The following is a 25,553-nucleotide window of genomic DNA, read 5'->3' on the forward strand; positions in this document are numbered from 1 at the left end:
AGGATTTATGCGGCGAAAGTAGCCCCGTCTTTCAGCACCGGGAATTAAACAGGTCCAAAGCAACGGATGCCGTGACCAACGGGCCTTTCTTCCCTTCGTCACCGTTTTGGATACTTTCGTCATTATCTTTTGGGAGGAAGGGAAAATGTGCCTTCTTTTACGCATGATCCGCAGGCAGACCGACACTTTTATCCTACTGGGCTTTCTTTGTTTCATGGCCGCCGTGTATGCAGACCGTGCGAGCGGCGGCTGGAGCGATTACCTGCCCGCGCTGCTGGCCCTGCTGCTTTCACAATGGCCTGCCATGCTGTTCAACGCCGTAAAGCACCGCTTAACACCCCGGCAATACAACCCCGCATGGATCATTGGTTTCTGTGTATGCCTGCCGCTTACGCTTGCGTTATTTATTTCCGTAGAGCCGTTCGGCTTAAAGGAAGACATGTACGTAACGGTCACGGTGTTCTCCGTGTGTTTGCAGCTTTTCCTGTTTGCCATTGCCTGGTGGCAGGGACAGCAGCGGGTCCGCAAACGCTGGTGGAAGATCAGTTTCGAGAAGGGAGCCCTGGCGGCGCTGGCGCTGCTGTCTGTTACATTCGCCACCATGGCCGTTTCCAGCATGGGCAACCCGGAATATCATAAAATGGGGGTATTGCTGCTGGGGTTCGAGTTCAGCTTAAAAAAAGTGTTCACGCATTTCGGGGCCTGGCTGGCCATCCTGTTGCAGTTCATGTTCATGTACGGCTGCGGGTATTTCATCTTCTGGCTCAACAGCCGCATCCTCGTATCCCGCGTGCTGAAAGACCGGGGCATGGTGATCTATTGCCTTGCCGGGCTGGCCACTGTCGCGGTTTTTTACCCTGTCATCGGCCAGCTGCTCGCCTGGCTCCCGCTCAACCACTTGCTGGGCGGCATTTTCCCGGCTAATCCATTCAAGGATGAGAATGCTTACAGCTTCCTGGCGCTGCTGGTGGTAAGCCTGCCCGTGATCCTTGCATTGCAATGGTATGCACAGAATAACCGCATCATGCTGCTGGAAAAAGAAAAAACGCAGGTGGAGCTGGATATGCTCAAGCAACAGATCAACCCGCATTTTTTCTTCAACACGCTCAACAACCTCTACGCGCTCAGCCTGCACAAGTCCGACCAAACGCCGGATGTGATCCTCCAGCTGTCTGACCTGATGCGGTATGTGATCTACAAAGGACAGGAAACCACCGTGCCGCTGCGCGAGGATGTGCGGTACCTGGAAGACTACATCCGCCTGCAGGAGATCCGCCTGAAACAGCGGCTGCACCTGGAGTTCAGGCAGCAGATAAACCGCGAGGACCTTGTTATTGCGCCGCTGCTGCTGGTCGTGTTCGTGGAAAATGCCTTCAAGCATGGCATAGAGGCGGTGGAAGGGGACGCTTTCCTGCGCATACAACTGGAGGCTGACGAAAAAGGCCTTTCATTCATTTGTGAAAACCCCGTTGCCGAAACCAATCCCCTGGAAGGAAGCAGCGGGATCGGGCTGCAAAACCTCCGCAAACGCCTGGCACTGCTGTACCCCGGCAAGCACCGGGTGGTTACAGGCCGGGAAAATCATACATTTAAGGCTGAATTATACCTGGACTGGACATGAAAATGCGCTGCCTGATCATAGACGACGAGCCGCTGGCCCACGATGTTATCCTCAAATACATCGAAGAAGCGCCGTTCCTGGAGCTGGCCGGCCAGTGCTACCGGGCCACCGAAGCACTGGAATTCCTCAACCGCCAGCCTGTAGACCTGCTGTTCCTGGACATCCGCATGCCCCGGCTCAACGGCCTTGAATTCCTGCGCACACTGCAACAGCGCCCGCTGGTGATCATCACCTCCGCGTACGAAGAATATGCGCTCCAGGGCTTCGACCTGGCTGTATGCGATTACCTGCTCAAACCCTTCCGCTTCGATCGTTTCCTCCAGGCGGTAAACCGTGCGTACGCACAATTCAATCAAACGCAACCCGCCGCTCCTTCAGCCCCCGCGCCGCAAAGCCCCGCGCAGCTGGCCGTCAAAACAGATAAAAAGCTCGTATTCGTGGACCTTCAAAGTATCTACTACCTGGAAAGCCTCGGCAATTACGTGAAGGTCTGGCAGGAAAATTCTTACCTTCTCACCGCCCGCACCCTCAGCAGCTACGAAGCGGAACTGCCGGCTGACACTTTCGTTCGCATCCACAAATCGTATATCCTCAACCGTAAGATGATCCACGCGCTGGAAGGCAATATCGTCCATCTCAGGAACGGGAAGCAGCTGCCGCTGGGGAAGAATTACCGGCATGCTGTAAATCTGAAATAGTGTCGAAAAAGCCAGTCAGCAAACTAATTGCCGCTGGGTCTGCACTTTATATTTATAACTTTAAATTTTCCGGTTTGTGTCCCAACAGTAATAGTCGGCACACCTGCGGGTGCTGAAGGATCAATATCAAATTCAATACAACAAAAAACCTCATCATCAGATGTACATCCCTGCTTGATCGTTTGTGACAAAGGAGCAACAGCCAGCCAATATGTACTTTGCGCACTTATCTGACTTGGAACAAAAGAACAAAATGGACTGCCCACAGGTGTATAAAATGCAGTCCCGTCTGCATTTCTTAGGGAGAATGAACCGTAACAGGCAGTCAGTGCTCTCTTTCCGGAATAAGCAAATAATGTAACAGAAGTGGTGGTCAAAGCTAATATTAGCAAGAAATTAAATCTTAGGAGTTTCATCGTCAAATAGTTTAATGATGATAAATAGGAACCCGATATCGTGTATTTGTTCTTTTATCCCTCTTATAGTCAGTTCCTTAAATTTAAGGTTTGATAATGCGGCACTAATTCAGTTGATCTGATAAAAATTTATTTTAACCCCGTCACATCCAGCCAGGGCAAAGTAGCTAGGTGATACAAACATTATAAAAACAAAACAGGACAGCGTTTGCTGTCCTGTTCTTCGAATTATTTCGCCGGTGTGATCACGATCTTCCGGAACTCTATCGGCCCGTGGTCGCCCTGGATGTAAATGGGGCCCGGTTCGCCTTCGTTGCTGTCCAGCGCGCCGCCGGTGATGCCGGGGATCTCCTGGTTGGAAACAACGGTCTTACCGTTTACCACGATGGTCACCATCCTGCCGATCAGTGTGATGTCGTAGCTCTGCCATTTGTCGGGCCCGAGCGCGTTGATCACGCTGGGAGCGATGAAGCCGTAAACGCCGCTGAATAATACGCTGGAAGGATGCGCGTCTTTCGGGCTGTCTTCTATCTGCACTTCATGGCGGCCCCTGAGATATACGCCGCTGTTGCTGCCTTTCTGGTATTTGAATTCCACATGCAGTTTGAAGTCGGTAAAGGTTTGCTCAGACACCAGGTTCACGCCTGATTTCGCACTGGTCAGGATGCCGTTCTTCACTTCCCACTGGTTGTTCGGAAGTATTTTCCAGCCGGTAAGGTCTTTACCGTTGAACAGGTTGATGGGCTTGCCCCATACCGGCGCGGCAGTCCTTTTCAGGTAGGGCGCTTTCACGCCTTTGTAGTTGTATTTTTTTCCGTCGCTGGTGGTGATGGTTCCCTGGATGCCTCCGCCGGCCACTTCCCCTTCGATCACAAAATCCTGCTCGCCGCTTTCCCATTGCGGGGGAATGGTGAAGCTGAATTTCCCGTTATCGAAATTCACTTTGGCCACAGGGCGCGCACTGCCGGAAGTACCTACAAAATATCCCACCAGCGTGCGGTAGCCGGACAATTTCACTTCCAGCCAGGAAGGAGCGGGCTTGCCGTTCTCGTCCACGGTAATGTCCCAGCGGCCGATCAGGTCTTTCGGGTCGGCGGCGGTTTTCACGTTATTCACTTCCGTGCCTGCAACCGGCGCGGCATTCGCAGCGCCCAGCATTACCAGGCAGCTCATGCCCAGTACAAGAAATTTTTTATGCATATGATTAACTGTTTTTTGCAATGGACAGACAAGATAAGGCATCCGCCGCCACATTGCAAAAAAACAGGGCTTTAGTTCGTCGGCACGGGGTAATCCGCCAGCGGCTTCTTATCCCACCAGAGCCGCGTGAAATTCTCATCCGGCCCGCCGAGCATGCCCACGGCCGCATCGTAAGCAGCCCTGTTGGTGGATATTTCCACGGGCGCATATGTTACGCGCCGCACCAGCTCCGTCCGGGAAAGGTCCGGGCTCTCGGATGCAATGATGGCGTAACCTCTCGGGTAGCCGGTCCTCCTGCGCTCCGCCCAGGCTTCCCAGCCGTCAGGGTACAGGGCGATCCATTTCTGGGTGATGATCTGTTCGAGCTTTTTTTCGAAGTTGCCCGCTTCGTCGTAAAGAATGGGGATGTTGCTCATGGCAGGACTGTTCCACTTATCCGCCAGCGGCGCGGGCGTGGCCGTGCTGCCCTGGTATGCGGCGATCTGCGCGGGTGAGGCGGCTACGCGCTCAGACAAGGAAAGGCTGATGCCGAGGTTGTACAGGTCTTTTGCCGTGCCGCCCATGTTCCAACCCCGCAATGCGCCTTCCGCACGGAGAAAAGCTACTTCAGCCGCGCACAGCACACGGTTGGGCGTGAGCGTCCCCTTCCTGTCGGGCGACAGCCACTTGGCGCCTACGAAAGACGTTACATTGGCCAGCTGGCTGCCTCTTTCGGAAGCGGGCAGGCCGTTGCGGAGACCGGTGAACTGGTTGCCGGTAACGGAAGGAGAGAAATAATCCGGCATGCGCGGATCGTTGTAACCGGTGAGCGCGCTGATCATGGTAGCGCTGGCGCGGAAGTCTATCAGGTAGGTGATCCTCGAAAGAATGTTCACGCTGTTGGTGGTGGAGATCACGGCTGCATTGTCCTCATTCGCCGGTATCACGCCGTCCGCCACCGCTTTTTCCGCTTCCGTTTTGGCTTTCCCGGCATCTGCGTATACGATGCGCATGGCGAGGCGCAGCCGGAGGGAATTGGCGAGCTTCAGCCATTTCGCGGCGCTGCCGCCATACACCTGGTCGTGCGCGCCAAAGCCGTTAGCAGAAGGATTTTGTTTTAAGACGGCAGCAGCTTCATCCAGCGTTTTAAAGAAATCATTGTAAATGTCCTGCTGTGAATCGAAAGGCACGCTGTTGGCTTCTTCCCCGAAATGAGAGTAGATCACGGGACCGAAATAATCCGTCATGCGGCTGTACACCACCACCCGCCAGATCTTCGCGATAGCATTGGCCACTGCGAGATTGTTTTCCTTCGTTACCTTTTCGGTGAGAAATAACTGCGGGGCGGCTTTGGTATAAAAGTCCTTCCAGAAAAGGTCCACCCACGAGCCGTTGGGCATGAACTGGTCTGTACTGAAAGACGCGGGCACGCTGGTGAAATACTGCGCGTACATATCCGCATGCAGCGTTTGCCCCACTTCCACGTACACCGCGCATAAGCCATGGTATTGCGAAAAGGCAAAGGCCTGGCCGATGAGCGCGGGCGTGATGTCATCTTCAGGAAGCAGGTTCTCCGGCGTGTTCAGCTTGTCGAAACGCTTCGTGCACGCAACAAGCGAGCATATGGCCAGCACCATGACGGGAATAAAATGCTTTTTCATCTTTATCTATTTAAAGTTGATCTTGATGTTTGCGCCGAATGAACGGGATGCCGGCAGGGCAAATGACTGAAAGCCTTCGGAAATGGTGCCGGTGCCCTGGGTGTAATCCGGGTCCAGGCCGTCTGCTTCGCGGTACAGGAAAAAGAGGTTCCTGCCCACCAGCGACACCTGCACGGAAGCCAGCGGCCCTTTGCTGAACAGCCTTTCAGGCAGCTTGTATCCCAGCGTGAATTCGCGCAGCCGCGTATTGGTGGCGGAACGTACGAACATTTCTCCCACAGGCGCAGTTCTGCCGCCCAGGAATTGCCAGAGCTGCTGAGCGTTCACCGCCACGGTGTTCTCCGATCCATCTGCTCTCGCCGCGGGAATATGCTGCAGGATGTTTTTCCCGAATATCAGCCCGCCATCGCGGCCCTGAAGGGTTTCTTCCACCAGTCCTTCGCCGTAAAGGATGGCGTCGGTGAACGATGCAATGTCGCCGCCCTGCTTGTGGCTGATCACGAAACTGGCAGACCAGTTCTTCCAGCTGAAAGCGCTGGAAACACCGCCGGTCCAGTCCGGATTCACGTTGCCAAGCAGCACGGTCTTCCCCGGCGTGGTCTGCGGAAGGCCGTTGGCGCCTATTATTACACGGTCTTTGCTATCCCGCGCAAACCCTTTCCCATAGATCTGCCCGAAAGGCTTGCCCTCTTCCAGCACGAAGTTGCGCATGTAGGTATCGCCGCCTACAATGAGGGTGGGTATTTCGTCGGACAGTTCTTTCACGGTGTTCCTGTTCCTCGCAAAATTGACGTTCAGCTCCCAGGAGAAATGCGTGGTCTTGAGCGGTGTGGTATTCAGGATCACTTCAACGCCGCGGTTCTCCACATCGCCGCCGTTTGTATAGTAGCTGAGCGCGCCGCTGCCCACGGGCAGGGCCTGCAGGAAGATCTGGTTGTTGGTGTTGGTGCGGTAGGCTGTAACGTCTACGCCTATACGGTCGTTGAACATGCGCAGCTCGATGCCGGCTTCCAGTGAACGGGTCATTTCCGGTTTCAGGTTTTTGTTGGGCAAAGTGGTATTCAGCGTAAGATAGCCGAGGTTGCCGCCGGCCACGCTGGCCGCATAGCGCTGCAGCAGCCCGGGAGACGCGCCGTTGCCCACTTCCGCCCAGGAGCCGCGCAGCTTCAGGTAAGTGAATGCGGCAGGCAGCTGCGCCAGCTCGGTAATGAGCGCGCTGATGCCCGCTGAAGGATAAAAATAGGAGCGGTTATCCGCTGCCAGGGTGGAACTCCAGTCGTTCCTGCCCGTTAATTCCAGGAACACGGCGTCTTTCCACCCCAGCTGCGCATTTGCATACAGCGATTGCGTTTCCATGGCCACACCCGGCGTATATGCCGCCGCGGGCGCCAGCGCAACGTTAGATAATGCAAAGAAATTCGGTATGCTCATCCCGGTGCCGGTATTGGCGCCCAGGTCGTCGTCTTTTATATGCCTGATCTCACCGCCGGCATTGGCTGTGAGCGCCAGGTCCGCGCTTAGTTGCTGTGTATAGCTCAGCAGGAAGTCGCCGTTCACCAGCATCGCGGAACCTTTGCCCACGGCGTAACGGCCGGAAGGATCGCGGTAGGTGCCGTAATAGGATTTTTCTTCCAGCGCGGTGTTCTCCCTGTCGAAAGAGCCGCGCAGCATGGCGCGGAAATTGTCGGAGAACTGGTAGCTCAGCGACGCGAGGCCCATGAGCCTGTCCACCTTATTGTAGCGGAGGTTGCGGTAGAGCGTCCAGTAAGGGTTTGCTCCGGTTACGGTGCCGGGGTTCCAGTAGTTCTGTTTCATGGTGCCCAGCACGGGGTCTACGTATTCGAAGCGGGTAACGTCTTCATGGCGGATGTTCGCCGGCATGGTAGCCACCTGCCGCAGCGGGTTGAAGCTGGATTCGCCTTCATCTAGCCGGTTGCTGATCTTTTGCCTCATGTAATCCAGCTTCACATCCAGCGTAAGGCGGCTGGTGAGCTGGTTGGTAATGCGCAGGGCAGCGTTGTGCCGCGAGAGTTCATTTTCCGGCAGAATGCCTTCGCCGTTGGTATGCGTGTAGGTAAAAAGTGTGCGGGCTTTTTCGCTGCCTGCGCTGACAGACAGGTTGGTGGCCAAGTTGCGGCCGGTGCGGAAGATATTGTCTCGGGCGGTCTTGTCCGGCAGGAAAGCGTTTTTTTTCCCGGCGTCCCTGGGGTCGAGGCTCCAGTGGTCTACCATTGCGCCATCCAGCTTAGGGCCCCAGGAAGATTCCGAGGTTTTCAGGTAATTCCCTGAAACGCCCTGCCCGTATTCGTATTGGTAGGGCGTGCTGAGAATAGCGCGCTCCGCCATGTAGGTGGAGTTGATGCTGACGTTGATGCCGGACTTCCCTCTTTTGGTTTCGATCACGATCACGCCGTTCTGCCCCGCGCTGCCATAAAGCGCAGCGGCGTTTGCGCCTTTCAGCACGTTCAGCGAAGCGATGTTGTCCATGTTAATATCTGAAGGGCTGGCGCGCACCACTACCCCGTCTATTACGTAAAGCGGCTGGCTGTTCCCGCTGATGGAGCGGTTGCCGCGCAATGTTACCCTGGCCTGGGAGCCTACGCCGCTGGAACCTGAGTTGATATTGAGACCGGCAACCTTTCCCTGCAAGGCGTTCACCATGTTCAGTTCGCGGGCTTCGGTAAGCTCTTTCGCGCTCACGCCCTGCGTGCTGTAAGTGAGTGTCCTTTTTTTCCGTTCAAGGCCGAGAGCTGTTACCACTACGGCTTCCAGCGATTTCACCTCGGGTTGCAGGCTCACGTTTAAGGTGGCCGCCCCGTTTACCGGTACTTCCTTCCGCTGGTAACCTGTGTAACTGAATACCAGCACACCATTGTCCGGCACGCTGATGCTGAAGCGGCCGTTCTCATCGGTGATGGCATTGCGGCCGCCATCTTTCAATACAATGCTCACACCTGGCAGCGCGATGCCGCCTTCGCCGGTAACGGCGCCTTTCACCACGATGTCCGGCTTTGCCGCACCATGGGCCACACAGGCGGCTAGTAAAAGGAACAGGAAAAACACCGACTTCCTTATAAAGGAAAAATACATTCGGGAGCGGGCAACGGGAGCATAGCATCCCGCTCTCAGCAGAACGTTGACAGCCATAGAAAGTTCATTTTGGTTTCAGTAAATAATAGCGGACAATGCGGGGCAGGTCTTCTCTCATTTCTAAATACGGTAACGTTACCGGTTCAATTGCAGCGGGGCCTGCCGTTTGATGAATTACACTCAGTTTTTGGTTGTTTTGAAAAGGTTCTTCAATACGGTCTGATGGTCTCTTATATTCTTCGATTGCGCCTGAATCGCTATTGCGGAAAGCCGAAGTGCCAAAACCAAGGACGGACTAAGCTCGAAAAGCTCGTCATTGCGAGGAGCCGCTGAGCCCAAGCGGGGATGCGACGAAGCAATCTCTTTCACTGAATTGATCCACTCCAATATTTGGAGATTGCTTCGTCGCCCCTCCTGCACAAAACCCGCGCTGCTCCTCGCAATGACGCCTTTTTTGTCCCGGCACAAGCAGCTCACGCAGCCCCACCCTTCAAACTTACGCCAGGGCCTGCCTTCACTATATTCTACAAGTAGCATCTTATTTTTTCACAGCCTAGGCCGCAACTATTCCGCCAGCACCTTCCTGATCGCCTCCAGCAGCACCTTCTCTGCCTCCGGCGTTACCGCGGAGGCCTGGCCGGTTTCATAGCCGCCTTCTTCGTAAGCGGCGACGGTGCCGATGTACCCGGGCGCATAGTCGCCATAAGCAGCCACGGTCACGAACATATCTGGCTGCATGGCTTTGGCGGCCAGCTGGTATTCAATAAAACATTCGCCGGGCAGGTGCACCATGCGCGCTGTGCCAATGCGCAGGCTGCTGATGCTGATCGTTCTGCCTTTCTTCACTCTTTCCAGCCAAACTAGTTTTGAAACATTGTTGGCGATGAAAGTGGAAGTTTCCCGGTGCAGCAATCGCCCCAGCGTATCCAGGCTCTTCTTGGGCGGTAAAGCCACCGGCGCGGTGGTCCAGCGTATATTGGAAATATTTACTTTTTCTTTGACGGTTTGTTTCCATGCACGCTGCATGCCGTCTGCCAGGCGCTCCGCCAGTACCAGGCGGTTTTCACGGGAGCCGTCGTTGTATTTGCCCGCGGTAATATTTCCGCCTGCCCCGTTGAAATGCAGGTGCAGCGCATCTGGCACCGCCAGTTGCCTGAAAAAGCGCGCCACGCCGGGGATGTCAGGATTGGCAACGCCGGTGCGGTAATAGCTTTGCGGATGCGTGGCGTAATAGCTGAGCACCGCCAGCGGCTTGTCGTTGTTCCAGAAGCTGACCAGCTGCACCATAGGGTCTATCAGTCCTTCCGGCTGGTTCCGCACAGCGGGATCTTTGGTAGCTGAAGTGCGGGAAGCAATTACTTTTCCCTGCGGACCCACGATGCGGCGGTTGGATGCCACTTTGTACACTTCAGCCTGGCCAAGGCCGATATGCGTTACCGGTTTCAGTTGTTTCAGCGAAGCGGCCACGGATTCGCGCAGCCGGCGGATCACTTCGCGGGAAAAAGTACCTTCAAATCCAAGCGCGTCCATGCCTTCTTTCTTCAGCCATTGCTCCGCGCCAAAATCGCACACGGGCGCATCGTGCTGGTGCAGCGCATGAAGGGCCACCCTGTCCGGCGTAGTGCCGGCGGCTTCGGCCAGCGCTTTGCAGAACTCATCGTAGCCTTCGTTCGCAATGCCGATCCAGTCTATCACGCAGAGCACAATCGGTTTTCCCGAGCCGGTGAGCACGATCCCTTTTGCACGAAGGCTTTGGTCCCAGCTGTTGACCATCTTGTCATACACCAGCCATGTTCCCGGCGACGGCGTGGCATCCACGTCGAAGCTGCTGATCCGTAAGGTGTCTTCCGCAGCCGCAGTGGATGGCAAATATGGTGCGATAAGAATAAATGCTATGCTGATGATCCGTTTCATCTGTTATGTTTATAATGATTGATCAAAAAGAATCCGTCATTGCGAGAAGGAGCAGAGCCAAAGCGGGAGGGGCGACGAAGCAATCTCCTGCATTTGATTGACACACCCCATGTTGGGAGATTGCTTCGTCGCGCTTCCTGTTGCACAGGATGCCCTGTTGCTCCTCGCAATGACGGGTTTTCCGTTCGCAATGACGAAGACGTGCTTCCCATTGTAAAGAATACCGGCTTCAGTGAACTTCCTTCACCGGTTTCATTTTCACAAAGAAGCAAGCTTATCCCTGTTCTCATAAACTTTCATAATGGCATTGATGATATCGTCCATATCAGTTGTGCCTGCTATGAGCGGGCCTGAGCCGGGTAATACGATCATTTCGGCGCACACACGGTCGCAACCGGGCATGCTGGAAACCGCTTCACGCCAGGCTTTCAGTCTTGCGGCGGGAAACATGTCCTTATACTCCTCCAGCTCAAGAATATGGTCTGTCCAGGCTTCGCGGTGCAGACCGTTGGGAATGTAAGGGCTCAGCGCAATGCCTTCCGCAGCAAGGGCTTTCAGGAATTGCTGGCGGGTGGCATTGTTGAAGTGTTCTTTTTTGTACGACATCGCGTAGTTGTAATAGCCGCCGCTTTCCGTGCCTTCGTATTGTTTCTGCGGAACGAGGCCTGCAAAGCCTTTGAGCTTCGAGCTGAGGTAAGCCGCATTTTTATTCCTGAGCAAAAACCGGCCGGTGGCCGTAGGCAGCTGCCCGTTCAGGATGCTGGCCTCAAATTCATTCATCCTGTTCTTCGGCCCGATGGTGACATGTTTACCCTTGCGGTTGGTACCGTGATTGTGAACAGTGAAACACTGGTCCATCAATGCTTCATCGTTTCCCACCACTGCACCGCCTTCGCCACAGGCGATGGATTTGCTGGCCTGGAAACTGAAACAGCCCAGGTCGCCGATAGTGCCCAGCGACTTGCCGCGATATTTGGCGAGTGCGCCCTGGCAGGCGTCTTCTATCACTTTCAGCTTGTGTTTCGCCGCGATGGCCATGATCTTGTCCATATCCGCCGGCAGCCCCATGATATGCACGGGCATGATGGCCTTTGTGCGCGGCGTGATCTTGCGCTCCACGTCTGCGGGGTCCAGCTGGTAGGAATCTGGATCCAGGTCCGCCAGCACGGGCAATGCGCGGCTGGTGAGGATGGCAGACACGGTGCCGAAATCCGTATACGGGGAAGTGATCACTTCATCGCCCGGCCCTATGCCCATCGCTTCCACGCAAATGGCCAGCGCCTGCGTGCCGGAACCGGTGCCTATACAGTATTCCGAGCCGATCAGCCCGGCAAACTGCTTCTCAAAAGTAGCTACAGCCCCATTTACGGGTGATTGTATTCTGCTCCAGATGCCGCTTTTGGTCGTCTTCACCACTTCTTCGATCATACGCTCGTCTACATGCGGCCACTTCGGCCATTGCTTAAAAGCGGGCCTTACCGGCTCTCCGCCCAATGCGGCTAACAATCCCGCCCGTTTGGACGGAACGGCCGAAAATGCCTGCAACGCGGGCGCTACGGCCCCTGCTATGGATGCTGCCGCGAGCGTACTGATGAAGTTGCGGCGACCGATGTCTTTACCTGCCATAATAAACAGCTTAAATAAAATTGACCTTCCACACAACCGGTAACGTTACCGGATTATCGGCTGAAAAGAGCGGGGTTTCCCCGCTTTTCTATATAAAAGATATCTCCGCTTTATCGCCTCATGCCGCGAAGCCCGTCATTGCGAGGAGCAGTGAGGGATTGTGCGCGGGTGCGCGACGAAGCAATCTCCAAACGCAGGCGTGTATCAATCCAGTACAAAAGATTGCTTCGTCGAGCCCCCGCTTTGGCTCTGCGGCTCCTCGCAATGACGGGTTTGATCAACTACAACTCTCTCGCAATGACGAAATTTTCCCGCGTCGTCTATCCTGCTAATGCCTCGCTCTAGTAATTATAAAAACTATAATTCTCCCGCGTAATAATATCGATCGGCATGAACGTCACTTTCTTCACCGGGAAAGAGATCGCCAGGTGCTGGTACAACGTCATCACTCCCTTGTAAGCCTGCTCCAGCGGCTTCTGGCAGATCAGGAAATCGATCACGCCTTTTTCGATGAACTCGATATTCTCATTCACAAAATCATATCCCATCAATATCACCTTCCTGTCCAGCTTCTCCACGAAGGCCGCCACATTGGATACTCTCGAATTGGTCACAAACACCACGCGGATGTTCGGATGTTCTTTGAACATGCCGGCCAGGCCTTTTTCGATGGACTTCGGATCGGTTTTATTGATGTTGATCTTTAGTATCTGGTTGTCCCAGCGGTGCGTCCTGAAATAATTCCTGAAGCCTTCTTCTTTTTTAAGCAGGTGGTGCTGGTCGTCCAGCTCTTTGGAAATATTCACGATGAGGATGCTGTCGTCTTTCTCCACCAGGTAGCTGATCAGGTGCGCTGCCAGGCTGCCGCTCGCGTTCTGGTTGGGACCGATGTAGGCCAGGCTGTTTTCGCCGGGCAGGTCGGAGTCCATCAGCACGTAGGGAATGCCTTGCTTCTGGCACTTCTGCACAAACAGAACCGATTCTTCCATGAATGCCGGGGCAAACAGCAGGCCGTCCGGCTTCGATTTCAGCAGCAGGCTGGCCTGTTGCTGGAATGAGCTGACGGATTCCTGGTCGTAAAAGAACTTCTCCACCGTTGCGCCATACTGGCCGATCTCAGCCGCAGCCATCTCGATCCCTTTCAGCGGCCCTTCCCAGAAGCTGGTCTCTTTAGACCGTACCGGGATGAGCGTCGCGATCCTGAACTGCTTGGCCAGGCTCAGGCGGCGCGCGTGTATATTAGGCTGGTAGTTCAGTTCCTTGATGATCTTCAGCACCTTTTCCTTCGTACCCGGGGCAAGGCCCGGCCTGTCATGGATCACACGGTCTACCGTAGCGATCGATACGTTGGCCCTCCTCGCAATCTCTTTGATCCCTGACAACGGCTGATCCTTTTTTATATTATTGGATGATTTCATGGCATTTTGCGGTTACAGGCCCGAAAATATGAAAAATTATCCCGCCTTCAGAGCCCCAGGAACCGGCTGGCATTCCCGTGCCTGAACAGTTCCCTGTCCGCGTCGTCCGCCTCTTCCTTCCGCAGCGATTCTATCCGCAGCAGCCCGGTGTAATAGTCCAGCACGGGGAAATGCGTGCCGAATGCAAATTTGTTCTTCCCGAACCGCTTCACGAAGCTGGCGAAGTTGGAAATATACCGGCCTGAAGTATCTATCAGCACATTGCCTTCCCGGATCGTCCTTTCATCTTCTTCAGACATGGCCAGGGGCGTGCCCAGGTTCAGCAGCATGAGTTTTGCATCAGGCACGGCGCGCAGCAGCGGCAGGTAATCTTTCAGCGCCCATTCGGTGGAAAGGTCCATCCAGGAGCGTTGCCGGCTGTCTACGATGCGCATGGTGAGCGCTACCGCCACATTGTTGTCCCTAGCCATTTTCACCAGGTCCAGCAGGTTAGGGTCATCTATCGTGTAGTCATGATAGTTAGGAAATACACGGATGCCTTTCATGCCGAAGTTCTTCACGCAGGTATTAAAGTCATCCTTCCAGCCGGCATAAATGGGATTGATGATGCCGAAAGGCAGGAAACGGTCGCTGAACGCCCTTTTGGAGCGTATTTCTTCATACAGTTCTTCGTTGGCCGACTGGGTGTTCTTATAAAAAACGCCGTTCAGGTTCGTGATCACAGACAGGTCTGTGCCGTATTCCTTCATCCGCTCCAGGATGCCTTCGCAGCTGTTGCCGCGCAGCCGTTTAAAGGGCCAGTGGCCGGTGTAAGCATTGATATCAATCAACATGGTAGCCTCCTTTCTGCAGTATCGCCTTGTAGTTGTCAAAGAATATTTTCCGTTTCTGTTCTTCCGTCAGCCGCGCGTCCATGATCTTGCCAACGGATTGATAATACATATTGTCTGAGCCGAACAGCACTCTTTCCACACCCAGTGTATTCACGGCGAATTCCACCATGTTGTTCTCGTTGTTGCTGCCGGATACGTCCACGTATACATTCGGGCTGTGGCGCAATGCCTTGCAGGCATACTCCCAATCGGGCCCGCCGCCGGTGTGCGCGTACTGGAACATTGCTTCGGGATAACGCGCGGCCGCTTCTATGAAGTCTTCCGGGCGCGAGGTCATCGGTTTGATCTTCTGGTCATACTTCATGCGGTAGCCGCCAATGCCCAGCGCAGCTTCGGCATGCATGAGAATGATCATTTTCATCTCGGCCACCTTTTCGATGATGGGATAAAAAAGCGGGTCGTTGATCTTCACCTGGTAATATACTTTCACGCCGGTCATTCCTTCGCCGGTGCAGCGTTTTATCTCTTCGAGCGATTCTTTCGGGTACTGCGGGTTCAGCGTGAGCATGCCGGTGAGCTTTTCCGGGTATTTTTTCATCGCTTTCAGGATCACGTCGTTGCAGGCCCTGAAGTCTTCCGGCGCGCCGGGCCCGCGGGTAACGGGTTTGGAGATGAACATCCGGGTGATGCCCAGCCGCTCCGCGAAATCCACGTTCAGCTCAGGCGGGTCGTTGGAAAGCCCAAGGTGCACGTGCGCGTCCAGCTTCCGGTATTGCATCATTTGTTTGATGCGGCCTTCAGCACCTTTGTCAGCCGCAGCCTGCGCCTCTGCCGTTTGCAGCAACCCACCACCGAGTATCAGGCCCGAAGCGGAGGTAGCCATGTTCCGTACAAAATTCCTTCTGTTCATGTAATGTTTTTATCAGGGTGTAATGGTAAGCTCCAGCTGGCGCACTACCGTTTTCACCCCGTCGATATTATGATTGGATGCCACGAAATAAACTTTGTAAGTGCCGGGCGTTTTGTAAGTATGCGTGTAATTGTCCAGCACATCGGTGTTGATGCCTTTGATGGACACGGCCCTGTCCGGCCCCAGGTCTATCTTATCTTCATAGACCGGTTTGGAGATCACCCAGGTTTCCGTTGCAGGATCGTTATACGGGCTGTTAGGATCATACGGCACATAAACGGGCACTCTCGCGGTGGGCTGGTATGTCGGGCTTTTCGGATCGTAGATCGGGTTCTTCGGATCGTAGATGGAATAAGCAGGGTTGTAGATGGAATCCTGCGGGTTCTTGTATTTGTTACCCACCAGCGAGATCCTGGTAGCGGTGATCGTGGTGAGGGAAGGCGCATCCGCCGGGTACTGGTTGATGGTCCTGAAACCGGCGTTCTCCTGGTCTGTCAGCAGCAGTTCCTTTGTGCCGAGCTGTTCGGCTTTGCTTCTCACGGCCAGGCTCTGTATCCACCACACGCGCGCCAGGCCGTTGGTAGCCTGCGGTTTGGTGATGTATTTGAAACCGATGTAAAGCGGCTTGTCCTTGGAAACCCAGGCGCTGACATCCAGCTTGCCGGAAGCCGTGTTGGTAGCGGCGGTAGCGAGTTTGAAGCTCCCGGTTACATCCGTCCAGGCGGCGGCTTTTACGGCAGCAAGATCGCCGGCGCCGTTGTAGTTGTTAGACAGCCATACGCTCAGCTGCCCGGTTTGTGTACCGTTGCCGGCCAGCTGCGAAAAGAAATCCAGCGTGGCGCCCTGGCCTGCAAGATCCACCTTGCGGCCGTCTTTGAAAGCATAGTCGTTGAACACTTCGCCGGAATAAAAAGAAATGCCGGTTTGCGTGCCGCTGAAAGTGAATACGACGGGCTCGTCTACTTTAAAGCTCGTTTTCTCCACCGATACCTCCAGCACGGGTTCTTCCAGGTCGCCCAGCTTTTCGGAACAGGCGGCCATTGCGAGGGGAAGACTTATCAGCCATATGAATTTGTACTGCATAGGATTACTTTTTTTCATGTTTACCAACCGGGGTTCTGCACCATTTTGTTGTTCGTTACCATTTCCGCGCTGGGAATGGGGAGCAGCAGGTGCTTTGGAGCGGTCATGTTTGAATAATAACTGATAAATGCGGAGCCGGGAACATCCGTGCTCATGATCGCCGCCATATCGCTGTTCACCTGTTCATAAATTCCCCAGCGCACCAGGTCCGCCCGGCGCATGTTCTCGAAATTGAACTCGCGCATCCGCTCATCTTGTATGAACCTGCGGAAATCCTCTTTGGATGCGGTGAAGGCGGGTTTCACATCGGCGTCTTCCGGCTTGAATATGGTGGCCGTGGCCTGCGCGCCGGTGCCGTCGCCGGTGATGGTAACGGTGGGAGCAGCGGTGTATTTCCCGGCAAGCGAGTAGGTAACGCCTGAGGGATCACGTTCCAGCACAATACCGGTTACAGCCCCGTTGGCGATCACCGCTTTGGCGGAAGCGCCGCCATTGCCGGAGATGGTAACAGCCGGAGCGGTGGTGTAGCCGCTGCCGCCGTTGGTGACAGTGAAGCTCTTAATGCCTGTGGACCAGCTTCTGCGCCGCACGGAATTCACGATATTCACGGCTTCGGCTACCGGGCCCTGCACTTCGTTCAATGCTTCGGCGTACATCATCAGCACGTCCGTATACCGCAGCAGCGGCACATTGATGGGCGAGCGGGTGGGCATTTTCGGGATCAGGGTTTCGTACTCCCTGCGGAATTTACCGGGTGTGCGGCCGTATTTGGTAGTTTCTGATGTGATCTCTGAAATAAGCGATTTGGTGCCGCTGGCCGCGGGCAGCCCCGCATAGTTGAAATGCGGGATGCACCAGTATTTGCGGAGGTCGCCGGGCTCATAGCTATTGTAGAGCTTCGCGGTGTAATACATGTAAGCGTCAGCCCGGCCGGTGTTGGTATTGGGCGTGGCAATGCCGTTGATCCAGCCGTTGCGGCCCGTTTCCACGTACACGTCTGTTCCGTTGCCGGCAAACTCCGCTTCCCAGATACTTTCTTTGATATCGTATTTCTCTTCGGCCATGGTGATGAAAATGCTGGAAAAGCTGGGATTCATGGCGTGAGCGGCCAAGCCGTCCTGCATGATCTTTTTTCCCCAGTTGATCACTTCCTGGTAACGGGCTGTTTCTTTCAATGGGGAACCGGCCATATAGAGGTTCACCCGCATCAAAATGCCGCGCACGGCGGATTTGGATATCCTTCCGCCGAAGCCGAACGTGGAAATATCCTGCACCAGCCCTTCCGCTTCGGTCATGTCTTTGATCACCTGGTCGTACACCTGCTTTACGGTCGCCCTTTCGCTATGTACGTCTGTAGGGGACTTGCTGGATTCCAGCTTCAGCGGCACACCGCCGAAGTTCTGCACCAGCAGGAAATAATAATACGCCCGCAGGAAAAGCGCTTCGCCGCGCACAGTGCGCCGTTTGGCCGCGTCAATGGATTGGTTGTTGTCTACGTTCTCCAGTAAATTATTCGCCCGGTTGATGCCGTTGTACAACTCGCGCCAGAAAGTGGTCACGTACTGGTCGCTGGTAGTATGGTTCAGCCTGAAAGCGCCAACGGCAATGGTGGTGCGGTTCATAAAGCCCTCGTCTGCCGACCAGCCGAGAAGATACAGCACGTTGTTGCCATACAGGCCGTCCGTGCCTAATGTATGATATACTGAAGTAAGCGCATAGTCGAGCTCCTGCGGTGTTTTATAATAATTGCCGGGGAAGAGCGCATCCTTCGGCTTGGTATCCAGGAAGTCCTTGCAGGAGGCGGATGTGAGGATGATAAGACCCAGTATGATGAAGTATCTGATGTTCATACCTGAAGATGTTAAGCGGTTTAGAAATTTGCTTTCAGACCGAAGGTGATGGTCCTGGCCTGCGGATAAGCTGAATAATCGTATCCCGGCGTCAGGATGTTGTTGCGCGTCGAAACTTCCGGATCCAGCCCTTTGTATTTCGTCCAGGTTAAAAGGTTCTGCATCGCCACGTTCAGCGACAGATTGGTCATGTAGACTTTCCGCAGCCAGGCCTGGGGCAGCGAATAGTCCAGCGACAAGGTTTTGAGGCGGAGGTAGGAACCGTCTTCCACGTATTTGGAAGAATGGTAGCCGATCACGCCTTCACCGCCCGCCCTGAAGTGTTCATTGGTCTGGTTTTCCGGCGACCAGCGGTTGATGTAGCTGGCAAACTGGTTCATATTGCGGCGGCCGTTCGGGTTCCCTTCGAAGGTGATGCGGTTCGCGTTGTAGATGTCGCCGCCGTATGACCATTGTAAAAATACGTTCAGGCTGAAACCCTTGTACCGCAGGTTGTTCACGAAACCACCGGTGTGAATGGGCTGGCCGCGGCCGATGATCGTTTTGTCGTCCGAATTCACGTTGCCGTCGCCATTCATGTCGCGGTACTTTATATCGCCCGGCTGGATGGTGTTACGCGGCCTCCCGTTGGCGGGCACTTCCGGCTTCAGCACATACACGCCCGGCGCGGGACTGTCAAAATCCGCATACTGGTAATTGCCTTCCCAGATATATCCCACCATCATGCCGGAAGGTTTCCCGATCTCGGAGGTATACAGGTTATCGCTATAGTTCACATCGGTCACCACGGAGTTGTCCAGCGATCGCTGGCCTTCAGTGAGCGCCAGCACCTTGTTTTTGTTGAAGGTGATATTGATGCTGCTCTCCCAGCTGAAATCTTTCGACTCCAGCACATGCGCGTTCAGCGTCAGCTCCAGCCCTTTGTTCTCGATCTTGCCGATGTTCTTGAATGCAGTGCTGAAACCTACGGTGGGCGGCAGTTGCGCATTCAGCAGCAGGTCGTCCGTTGTGCGTTTGTACACATCGGCCGTGAATTCCAGCCGGTTATTGAAAAGGCCCAGCTCATACCCGACGTCTGTGGAAGTAGTGCGCTCCCAGGTGAGCTCCGGGTTGCCGAGGTTGGATTGATATACAGACAGCAGCGGCGTGGCGTTCTGGAAGGAATAACCGTTGGTGGATGTGGTGAGCATGGAGATGTAGCTGAAATCGCCCACGCGGTCATTGCCCACTACGCCAAAGCTGCCCCTGAGCTTGGAGGTGCTGATCACTTTCTGCCCTTTGAAGAATTTTTCGTTGTGCATATTCCAGGCCAGCGCGGCACCGGGGAAATATCCCCAGCGGTTGCCGGGCGCGAACTTGGAAGAGCCGTCTGCCCGGAACGTAAGCGTGACCATGTAACGGGAATCGTAGTTATAATCAAGCCTGCCGCCATAGGAACTGCGTGTGTTGTAGGAGCGGTTGGCAACCGGATTAAAAGGAATACCGTCGTTCAGGCCGGCAATGCCCAGGCTTTCATTGGGCAGCAGGCGCGACGAATACCCTTCAGATACGAGATCATTCCGTTGGAAGCTCACAAGCCCCAAGGCAGTGAGCGTATGTTTCTGGCGGAAAGTGTTGGTATAGGTCAATGTATTTTCATTAGACCAGCTGCTGGTTTCCGTTTGCAGCACCGAGCCGTTGATGCCGTCTACGTTATTGGGATTGCTGGGGCTGCCTTTGGAGGTTTTGGAATTGAAGAACTTGTCGTATTTGAAATCGTTCTTCCGTATGCCGCCGCTCACTTTCAGCACCAGTTCGTCCAGGATGTTGATGCTTACGTTACCCAGCCCTTCAAACAATTTGTTGTAGTTGTATTGGTATTGGTTTTCAAGATCCAGTACGGGATTGATGCGGAAATCGCTGGGTGTGATGGAGGATTCATCCGCTTCTTCTTCCACGAGGTTGATGTCTGAATCCGGGAAGCCGATGGGGCGGTAGGCCCAGGTGCGGAACATCACGTAGCTGGAAGTGCTGCTGGTAGGCGTGCTGCTGATGGCCTGGCCCCAGGTGGTCACGTCTGAATAACCTGTCGTGAAGCCTACTTTGATGCGTTTGCTCACCGTATGGTCCAGCGACATGCGCGCGGTGTATCTTTTCAGGCCGGTATTGATGATGATCCCTTCCTGGTCGAAGAGGGAGCCGGACACGGAGTATTTCGTCTGTTCATTGCCGCCTCTGATCGCCAGGTTGTATATATTCACGCGGCCTTTGGTGAAAACGTAGTCCTGGAAATCTTCTCCTTTTACGTTCTTATAATCTTCCAGTGTTTTGCCGTCTGCGAGGTAACGCCAGCCTTCGCTGGTGGTGGGAAAGCGCTCCAGCTGGTATTTGATGTATTCATACGGGCTCATCAGTTCCATCTTTTTTCTTTCCAGCTGGAAGCCGGAGGAAACGCCGAAGGAAATGGAAGCCTTGCCGGATCGTCCGCGCTTCGTTTGTATCAGCACCACGCCGTTGGCAGCGCGGGAGCCGTAGATGGCGGTGGAAGACGCGTCTTTCAGGATGGTGAGCGATTCAATGTCGTCGGGATTCAGCGTGGCGGGATCGAGGTCTTCAACGGGGAAGCCGTCTACCACATACAGCGGAGATACGTCCTGCGTGAGCGAACCGGGCCCGCGGATCACGATGTTCACACCTGCGCCGGGCTGCCCGTCTGCACTGGCCACCTGTACGCCGGCCACGCGGCCTGCCAGCGCTTCGGCAAAGCTGGCTACCGGCGCTTTCTGCATGTCTTTTACATTGGCCTGCCCTACTGCGCCGGTCAGGTCTTTTTTCCGGACGGTGTTGTAACCGATCACCACCACTTCACCCAATGCAGATTCTTTGGTCTGCATGGTGACGTTTACGACGGAGCGCCCGTCCACTTTCACTTCCACCGGCTCCATGCTGATGAAGGTAAAAACAAGAACATCCTCGGGGCCGGCGTTGATGGTAAACCGTCCATCGTCTCCGGTATAGGTTTTCCGGGTACTGTTTTTGACAGTCACTGTCACTCCCTTCATTGCACTGTTGGTGCCTTTTTCAACCACAAGCCCTGTAACCGCAGGCTGGGCCTGGGCGTAAGACGTGAACGGAAGCGTTAGGGCAATGCACATTGCAAGGAGAAGTGCAGCAAAAAAATGAATACACTTGCGTTCCATAGCAGAATAGTTATGATTGATAAAATTTCGACCTACTACGGGTACGTACACGACAATGGAATAAGCAGGAATAATAAACGCTCTACATTCGGTTTTCAACTAATCCTCCCTGGTGATCTTTGCGGGTCAGCAAATCACGGATAAGGCGATCTCATGTCTGTATATAAACGATACTGCGCTCAGCGCCCGGCAAATCCTTCCTTGATGACGTTATATTTTTCCGCGGACTTCACGGGGTCCTGGTGACAATAGATCAGCACGCCGTCCGCATATAGTTTACTGAATTCAAGCACCTGCTTCACATATTCGGGAGTAGAGGGCCCCAGCCTGGAATGCGCCGTGGCATAGATGTCTACAAATACGGGCATGCCCGGTTTAAAAAGTTTACGGATAGTGGCTATTTCAGATTCCACCATCGAAGGGTCTTTCAGGTTGCCGCCGGCAGATTCGGCCCGGTAGGGGAACAGCAGGCCGTCCAGCATAGCGCCGTAGGCAGCGGCAAACTTCGGCGTGATCTGCCGGTAATATAAGCAGGGCACGAATGAAAGGCGCGGGTTGATCGCCTTGGCGCCCTGCAGGCAGGAATCCGTGTACGATGGTGTGAACGTATCCAGGTTGTGCGCAAAATCGTCTATGCTCCAGGCCACCAGCGCCGGCTCTTTCAGGCTGAGGCGCGCGAACTCCTGCGCCCAGCGTTTGTAATCCTTGCCGAAAGGTTCGGAATTCATTTTGGCCCTGGGCTTCGATTCGCTGGGTGGCACCACGGTCACCCATACTTTGATATGATGTTTGCGCGCTACCGGCAGGAAAGCCTGCAGGTCGTCCCAATCATTTTCGTTCTGCCAGATGAGCCAGTGGTAAGTGGTTACATGCAGCTCTTTCAACTCGGCCAGCAACTGTTCCATATTCACCCGCCCGCCTGCCAGCCGGGGCGGCGCGCCGTAAGTGCCATAAGTATTTTTCAGCAGCTGCGTTTTAGCGGCGGCGGCATTTTGCGTGTGCAGCTTGCTGCTGGAGCAGGATGCGCACCAGAGCAGGCAGGAGAAAATGAAAAGTCGTTGTAGCATTGTGGCGTTATTTTTTTGATAGTCCAACCTTTTGCATCACCGTGCGGATGGCCGCGTTCACTTTCGCTTCTATATTCTTTTGGAAGGGGCCCGGCATTCCATAATACATCTGGCTCGAAACCGGCTCATAGCCTCCTTCTTCCAATATTCTTTCCGTAGGGATGTAGCATACTACCTGGTTGCAATAACCGGCCACAAAAAGATGCTCGCCGGGATATTGTTTTTTCGCGTTCAGGGAATAGTCTACTACCACTTCGCCACTCAGGGAAAGGATGGTCAGCCTGTTGCCGATGCGCATGGCCTGAACGGGATAGCTGTGGGCGGAAAGGTCCCAGCCCTTGTCCATCGCTTCCATAATGAGCTTCGCCCTGCGTTTTTCGTATTTCGTTCCTTCCTGCAATTCTTTTTGGAATGCCTGCACGGTTACCGGCTGGTAAGGCAACTCCGTTCTCACGAATGCACTGCGCAAGGGCGTGCCCAGGTTCTCTGTTTTTGTACCGATCACTTTCTCTACTGCACCGGCCAGCTCTTTCCCGTGCTGCTCCGCGTATTCCAGCGTTCCCCGCGGCGTGGGGTTCTGGTCGCCGGCGCAGCCGATAAAAAAGAGCGCGGTGGCGCCGGGATATTTCTTTTCCAGCTCGATCTGCGCATATCCTGCGTAGTCACCGTTGATAGTATTGTGTGCACCCGTTACCGTGGTGTTGTGGCAGGCGTAGCCAAACAGTACCGCTTTCACCGTGCCTTTTGCATCTTTTGCCAGCAGCACCGGCACGTCGTGATCGGTGCGGTTGCTTCTTTCTTTTCCGATTGTAGCATCAGGCCCGGGCTTGTAGCGGCGGTTCATGGCAAAGCCTGCCTGGCCCGTACCATGACTGAGCTGCATGGGTTCCAGGTTCTGCATCGCCATGTCCACTGCTGCTACCAGTTTATCCGTCAGGGTGACCGTATATTGGGTGAATTTCCTGATCGTTTCTGCGTCGTAGTCCCCGATAACACTCAGCGCCGGCCAGATCATGGGGCCAGAGTGGGTATGCGAGGAATTGAACATGATCTGCGACCGCGTAATGCCGTACTTCTTTTTCAGCTGTTCCGCCGCGGCTTCTGAAACCGCGGGCGTCAGCCCCAGCACATCCGCCGTTACGATCACGATCCTGTTAGAAGGACTTTCTTCTATCACCAGCGCTTTCGCCCACAGGTCGTGCACTTTGGTCACTGCCATCGAGTCCCTTCCGGCGTAGCCGGTAAGGTAAAAAGGCAGTTCAGGCGTGATCACCACCCTGCCGGCGCCCGCTTTGATGGGGCCTGCAGCAAGGTTCTGCTGCAGGCTTACCAGCAACACCAGGAGTATGTACTTCAGTTTTAGAGCCATCCGTTTTGATTATTCCTTTTATAATTATGTTGCCCGGCAAAGCCCATCACTGCAAGAACCTACAAAGCCAACACCATGGATGACGAAGCAGGGAAAATCGTCATTGCGGGGAGCTGCAGAGCCAAAGCGGGGGGCGACGAAGCAATCTCCTGCATTAGATTGACATACCCTGTGTTCGGAGATTGCTTCGTCGCCCCTGCACAAAACCCGCGCTGCTCCTCGCAATGACGGACTTTGTAGGCTATGACAGCTTTCCCTGCTTCGTCGCAGTTCCTTATACAAGCTTTTAATTCCACTCACCCCTTCTTCGCAAACGGGTCAGGAATGCGGATCAGGTCTGTAACTGTCCTGCCGTTCCTGTCTATCCGTGCCAGCGTGTACACGGCGCCGTCTGCCGCTACTGCGATTGAATTCACATACAAAGGCCTGTCGCCATTCTCGTAAAAGATCGGGCCATGGTCGTTGTAAGTGCCTGACGGGATGTGGTAGGTGACCAGGTGCAGGTTCTCCAATCCTTTCGCCGCTCCTTTGCCGATCGCGTCCAAACCGCCGAGGCGCTTGCCGTTGATGTAGATCGGGCCACCGGTGAGATAATACACCGTTTCATTATCAGGTCCCAGCTGGAAACCAAGGTAGCCGTAGCTGAACTGGTCGAACATCCCGCTTTTGCGCGAAAGGCTGGACGTGATGCGCTCTATCAGTTCTATTTTTTGCGCCGCCGGGTCGAATTTGAAAAGGTAACCGGAGTTGCCGTGAACGCCGTATGCCACTTCATCTTCTTCGTGCCAGCATATTTTCCGCCAGTTGTAGCCCATGCTGCCAGGCTGTTCGGGCGAATATTTGCCGAAATAATCGATGCGCAGGTTCACTTCTTCCAGCTTGCTGAGCTGGCGCTGCCCAGGCGCATACGTGTAGATGTCGCCCGCCGCGGTGGAGAAGTATACCGTGCCGTTGCGCGGGTCCACGAAAAGCGAACGGCAGAGGGAACGGAAATCTTTTCCAGGCGTGCCGCCTTCGCCACGGCCCGCTGTGGCGCCAAATACATTCATTTCACGCGTATCCACGTTGTAGGCGATGAAGTTGCCCAGCGGCCATGAAATACAGAAGACATTACCTCTTTCCACATCCATGGTCATCGATACGGCGCCTTCCCCGCCCGGCAGTATGGCCAGGTCTTCAAAAGCGCCCGTCTTCATATCATACGCCAGGATGTGCCCGCCGCGGTACAGCTGGTAACCTTCCGGCGCATTCACGGGCAGGCGGTCCATGCCGTCTATCAGCTCGTAATAACCCACGTGCGTGGAAAAATAGAGCTTGCCTTGCCTTTCAAAGAACTCCACATGGCTCTTGCCCTGCGATATAAAATTTTTCCCCTTCTCCCCGCATATCTCCGTAAGATCCCCCAGCAGCCTGATGCTGCCGGTACGCGGGTCGTAGGAATACATCCGGCCGGCCACATCGTGTTTGTCTGACGACAGTACGTAATACACCCTGCCGTCGCTGGCCACCGTAATGGCGTTGTATGAATCGTGGGCCAGCTCAAAGCCGGAATCAAATGTCTTTGCTACCAGTTTTTCCGTGTGTGGTGTATGAGTCTCCAGAACGGTCTGCTCTTCTTGCTTATCTGCTTGCATGTATG

Annotated in this window: 17 protein-coding genes; 2 read left to right on the forward strand and 15 right to left on the reverse strand. The window is 54.6% G+C overall.

All coding sequences use genetic code 11. The features are described from left to right. Positions 1-163: 163 nt before the first annotated feature. Complete coding sequence (locus R3I13_RS02755; protein WP_346316389.1) at positions 164-1,621, forward strand: histidine kinase; 1,458 nt, start codon at positions 164-166, stop codon at positions 1,619-1,621. After that, on the forward strand, positions 1,618-2,319 hold the full coding sequence (locus R3I13_RS02760) for a LytTR family DNA-binding domain-containing protein (protein ID WP_346316390.1): 702 nt from the start codon (positions 1,618-1,620) through the stop codon (positions 2,317-2,319). The genes R3I13_RS02755 and R3I13_RS02760 overlap by 4 nt, the downstream gene beginning before the upstream one ends. Before the next feature lie 23 nt (positions 2,320-2,342). Here the strand turns inward: R3I13_RS02760 and R3I13_RS02765 are convergent, their stop codons facing one another. The 15 genes from R3I13_RS02765 to R3I13_RS02835 form a co-directional block, all read right to left on the reverse strand. Continuing rightward, the gene (locus R3I13_RS02765) at positions 2,343-2,735 is read right to left on the reverse strand and encodes a hypothetical protein (protein ID WP_346316391.1); all 393 of its coding nucleotides are present in this window, start codon (positions 2,733-2,735) and stop codon (positions 2,343-2,345) included. A gap of 228 nt (positions 2,736-2,963) precedes the next feature. Next, positions 2,964-3,935, reverse strand: a complete 972-nt coding sequence (locus R3I13_RS02770; protein ID WP_346316392.1) for a DUF1080 domain-containing protein — start codon at positions 3,933-3,935, stop codon at positions 2,964-2,966. Positions 3,936-4,006: 71 nt separating this feature from the next. Next, positions 4,007-5,575: a SusD/RagB family nutrient-binding outer membrane lipoprotein gene (locus R3I13_RS02775; protein ID WP_346316393.1), complete on the reverse strand. Its 1,569-nt coding sequence runs from the start codon at positions 5,573-5,575 to the stop codon at positions 4,007-4,009. Between the two features lie 6 nt (positions 5,576-5,581). Further along, the gene (locus tag R3I13_RS02780) at positions 5,582-8,722 is read right to left on the reverse strand and encodes a SusC/RagA family TonB-linked outer membrane protein (protein ID WP_346316394.1); all 3,141 of its coding nucleotides are present in this window, start codon (positions 8,720-8,722) and stop codon (positions 5,582-5,584) included. 507 nt (positions 8,723-9,229) lie between these two features. Then, complete coding sequence (locus R3I13_RS02785; protein ID WP_346316395.1) at positions 9,230-10,579, reverse strand: hypothetical protein; 1,350 nt, start codon at positions 10,577-10,579, stop codon at positions 9,230-9,232. A gap of 258 nt (positions 10,580-10,837) precedes the next feature. Next, positions 10,838-12,205 carry a DegT/DnrJ/EryC1/StrS family aminotransferase gene (locus R3I13_RS02790; protein WP_346316396.1) on the reverse strand — a complete coding sequence of 456 codons (1,368 nt, stop codon included), beginning with the start codon at positions 12,203-12,205 and terminating at the stop codon, positions 10,838-10,840. 341 nt (positions 12,206-12,546) lie between these two features. After that, positions 12,547-13,623, reverse strand: a complete 1,077-nt coding sequence (locus R3I13_RS02795; protein ID WP_346316397.1) for a substrate-binding domain-containing protein — start codon at positions 13,621-13,623, stop codon at positions 12,547-12,549. Positions 13,624-13,670: 47 nt separating this feature from the next. Further along, positions 13,671-14,456: an amidohydrolase family protein gene (locus R3I13_RS02800; RefSeq protein ID WP_346316398.1), complete on the reverse strand. Its 786-nt coding sequence runs from the start codon at positions 14,454-14,456 to the stop codon at positions 13,671-13,673. After that, positions 14,446-15,366, reverse strand: a complete 921-nt coding sequence (locus R3I13_RS02805; RefSeq protein ID WP_346316399.1) for an amidohydrolase family protein — start codon at positions 15,364-15,366, stop codon at positions 14,446-14,448. Before R3I13_RS02805 ends, R3I13_RS02800 begins: the two co-directional genes overlap by 11 nt. A gap of 12 nt (positions 15,367-15,378) precedes the next feature. Continuing rightward, positions 15,379-16,449: a DUF5017 domain-containing protein gene (locus R3I13_RS02810; protein ID WP_346316400.1), complete on the reverse strand. Its 1,071-nt coding sequence runs from the start codon at positions 16,447-16,449 to the stop codon at positions 15,379-15,381. A 20-nt stretch (positions 16,450-16,469) separates the two neighbouring features. Beyond that, a complete protein-coding gene (locus R3I13_RS02815; RefSeq protein WP_346316401.1) occupies positions 16,470-18,299 on the reverse strand; it encodes a RagB/SusD family nutrient uptake outer membrane protein in 1,830 nt (609 codons plus the stop codon). A gap of 20 nt (positions 18,300-18,319) precedes the next feature. Then, positions 18,320-21,433 carry a TonB-dependent receptor gene (locus R3I13_RS02820; RefSeq protein ID WP_346316402.1) on the reverse strand — a complete coding sequence of 1,038 codons (3,114 nt, stop codon included), beginning with the start codon at positions 21,431-21,433 and terminating at the stop codon, positions 18,320-18,322. Between the two features lie 224 nt (positions 21,434-21,657). Then, a complete protein-coding gene (locus R3I13_RS02825; RefSeq protein WP_346316403.1) occupies positions 21,658-22,545 on the reverse strand; it encodes a hypothetical protein in 888 nt (295 codons plus the stop codon). 7 nt (positions 22,546-22,552) lie between these two features. After that, positions 22,553-23,914 (reverse strand): neutral/alkaline non-lysosomal ceramidase N-terminal domain-containing protein, encoded by a 1,362-nt coding sequence (locus R3I13_RS02830; protein ID WP_346316404.1) that lies wholly within the window; start codon positions 23,912-23,914, stop codon positions 22,553-22,555. Positions 23,915-24,210: 296 nt separating this feature from the next. Next, entirely contained in the window at positions 24,211-25,548 is a 1,338-nt protein-coding gene (locus R3I13_RS02835) for a hypothetical protein (RefSeq protein WP_346316405.1), read from the reverse strand. Between the last annotated feature and the right edge of the window lie 5 nt (positions 25,549-25,553).

It is taken from the genome of Chitinophaga sp. YIM B06452, from assembly GCF_039655965.1.
GTDB lineage: Bacteria > Bacteroidota > Bacteroidia > Chitinophagales > Chitinophagaceae > Chitinophaga.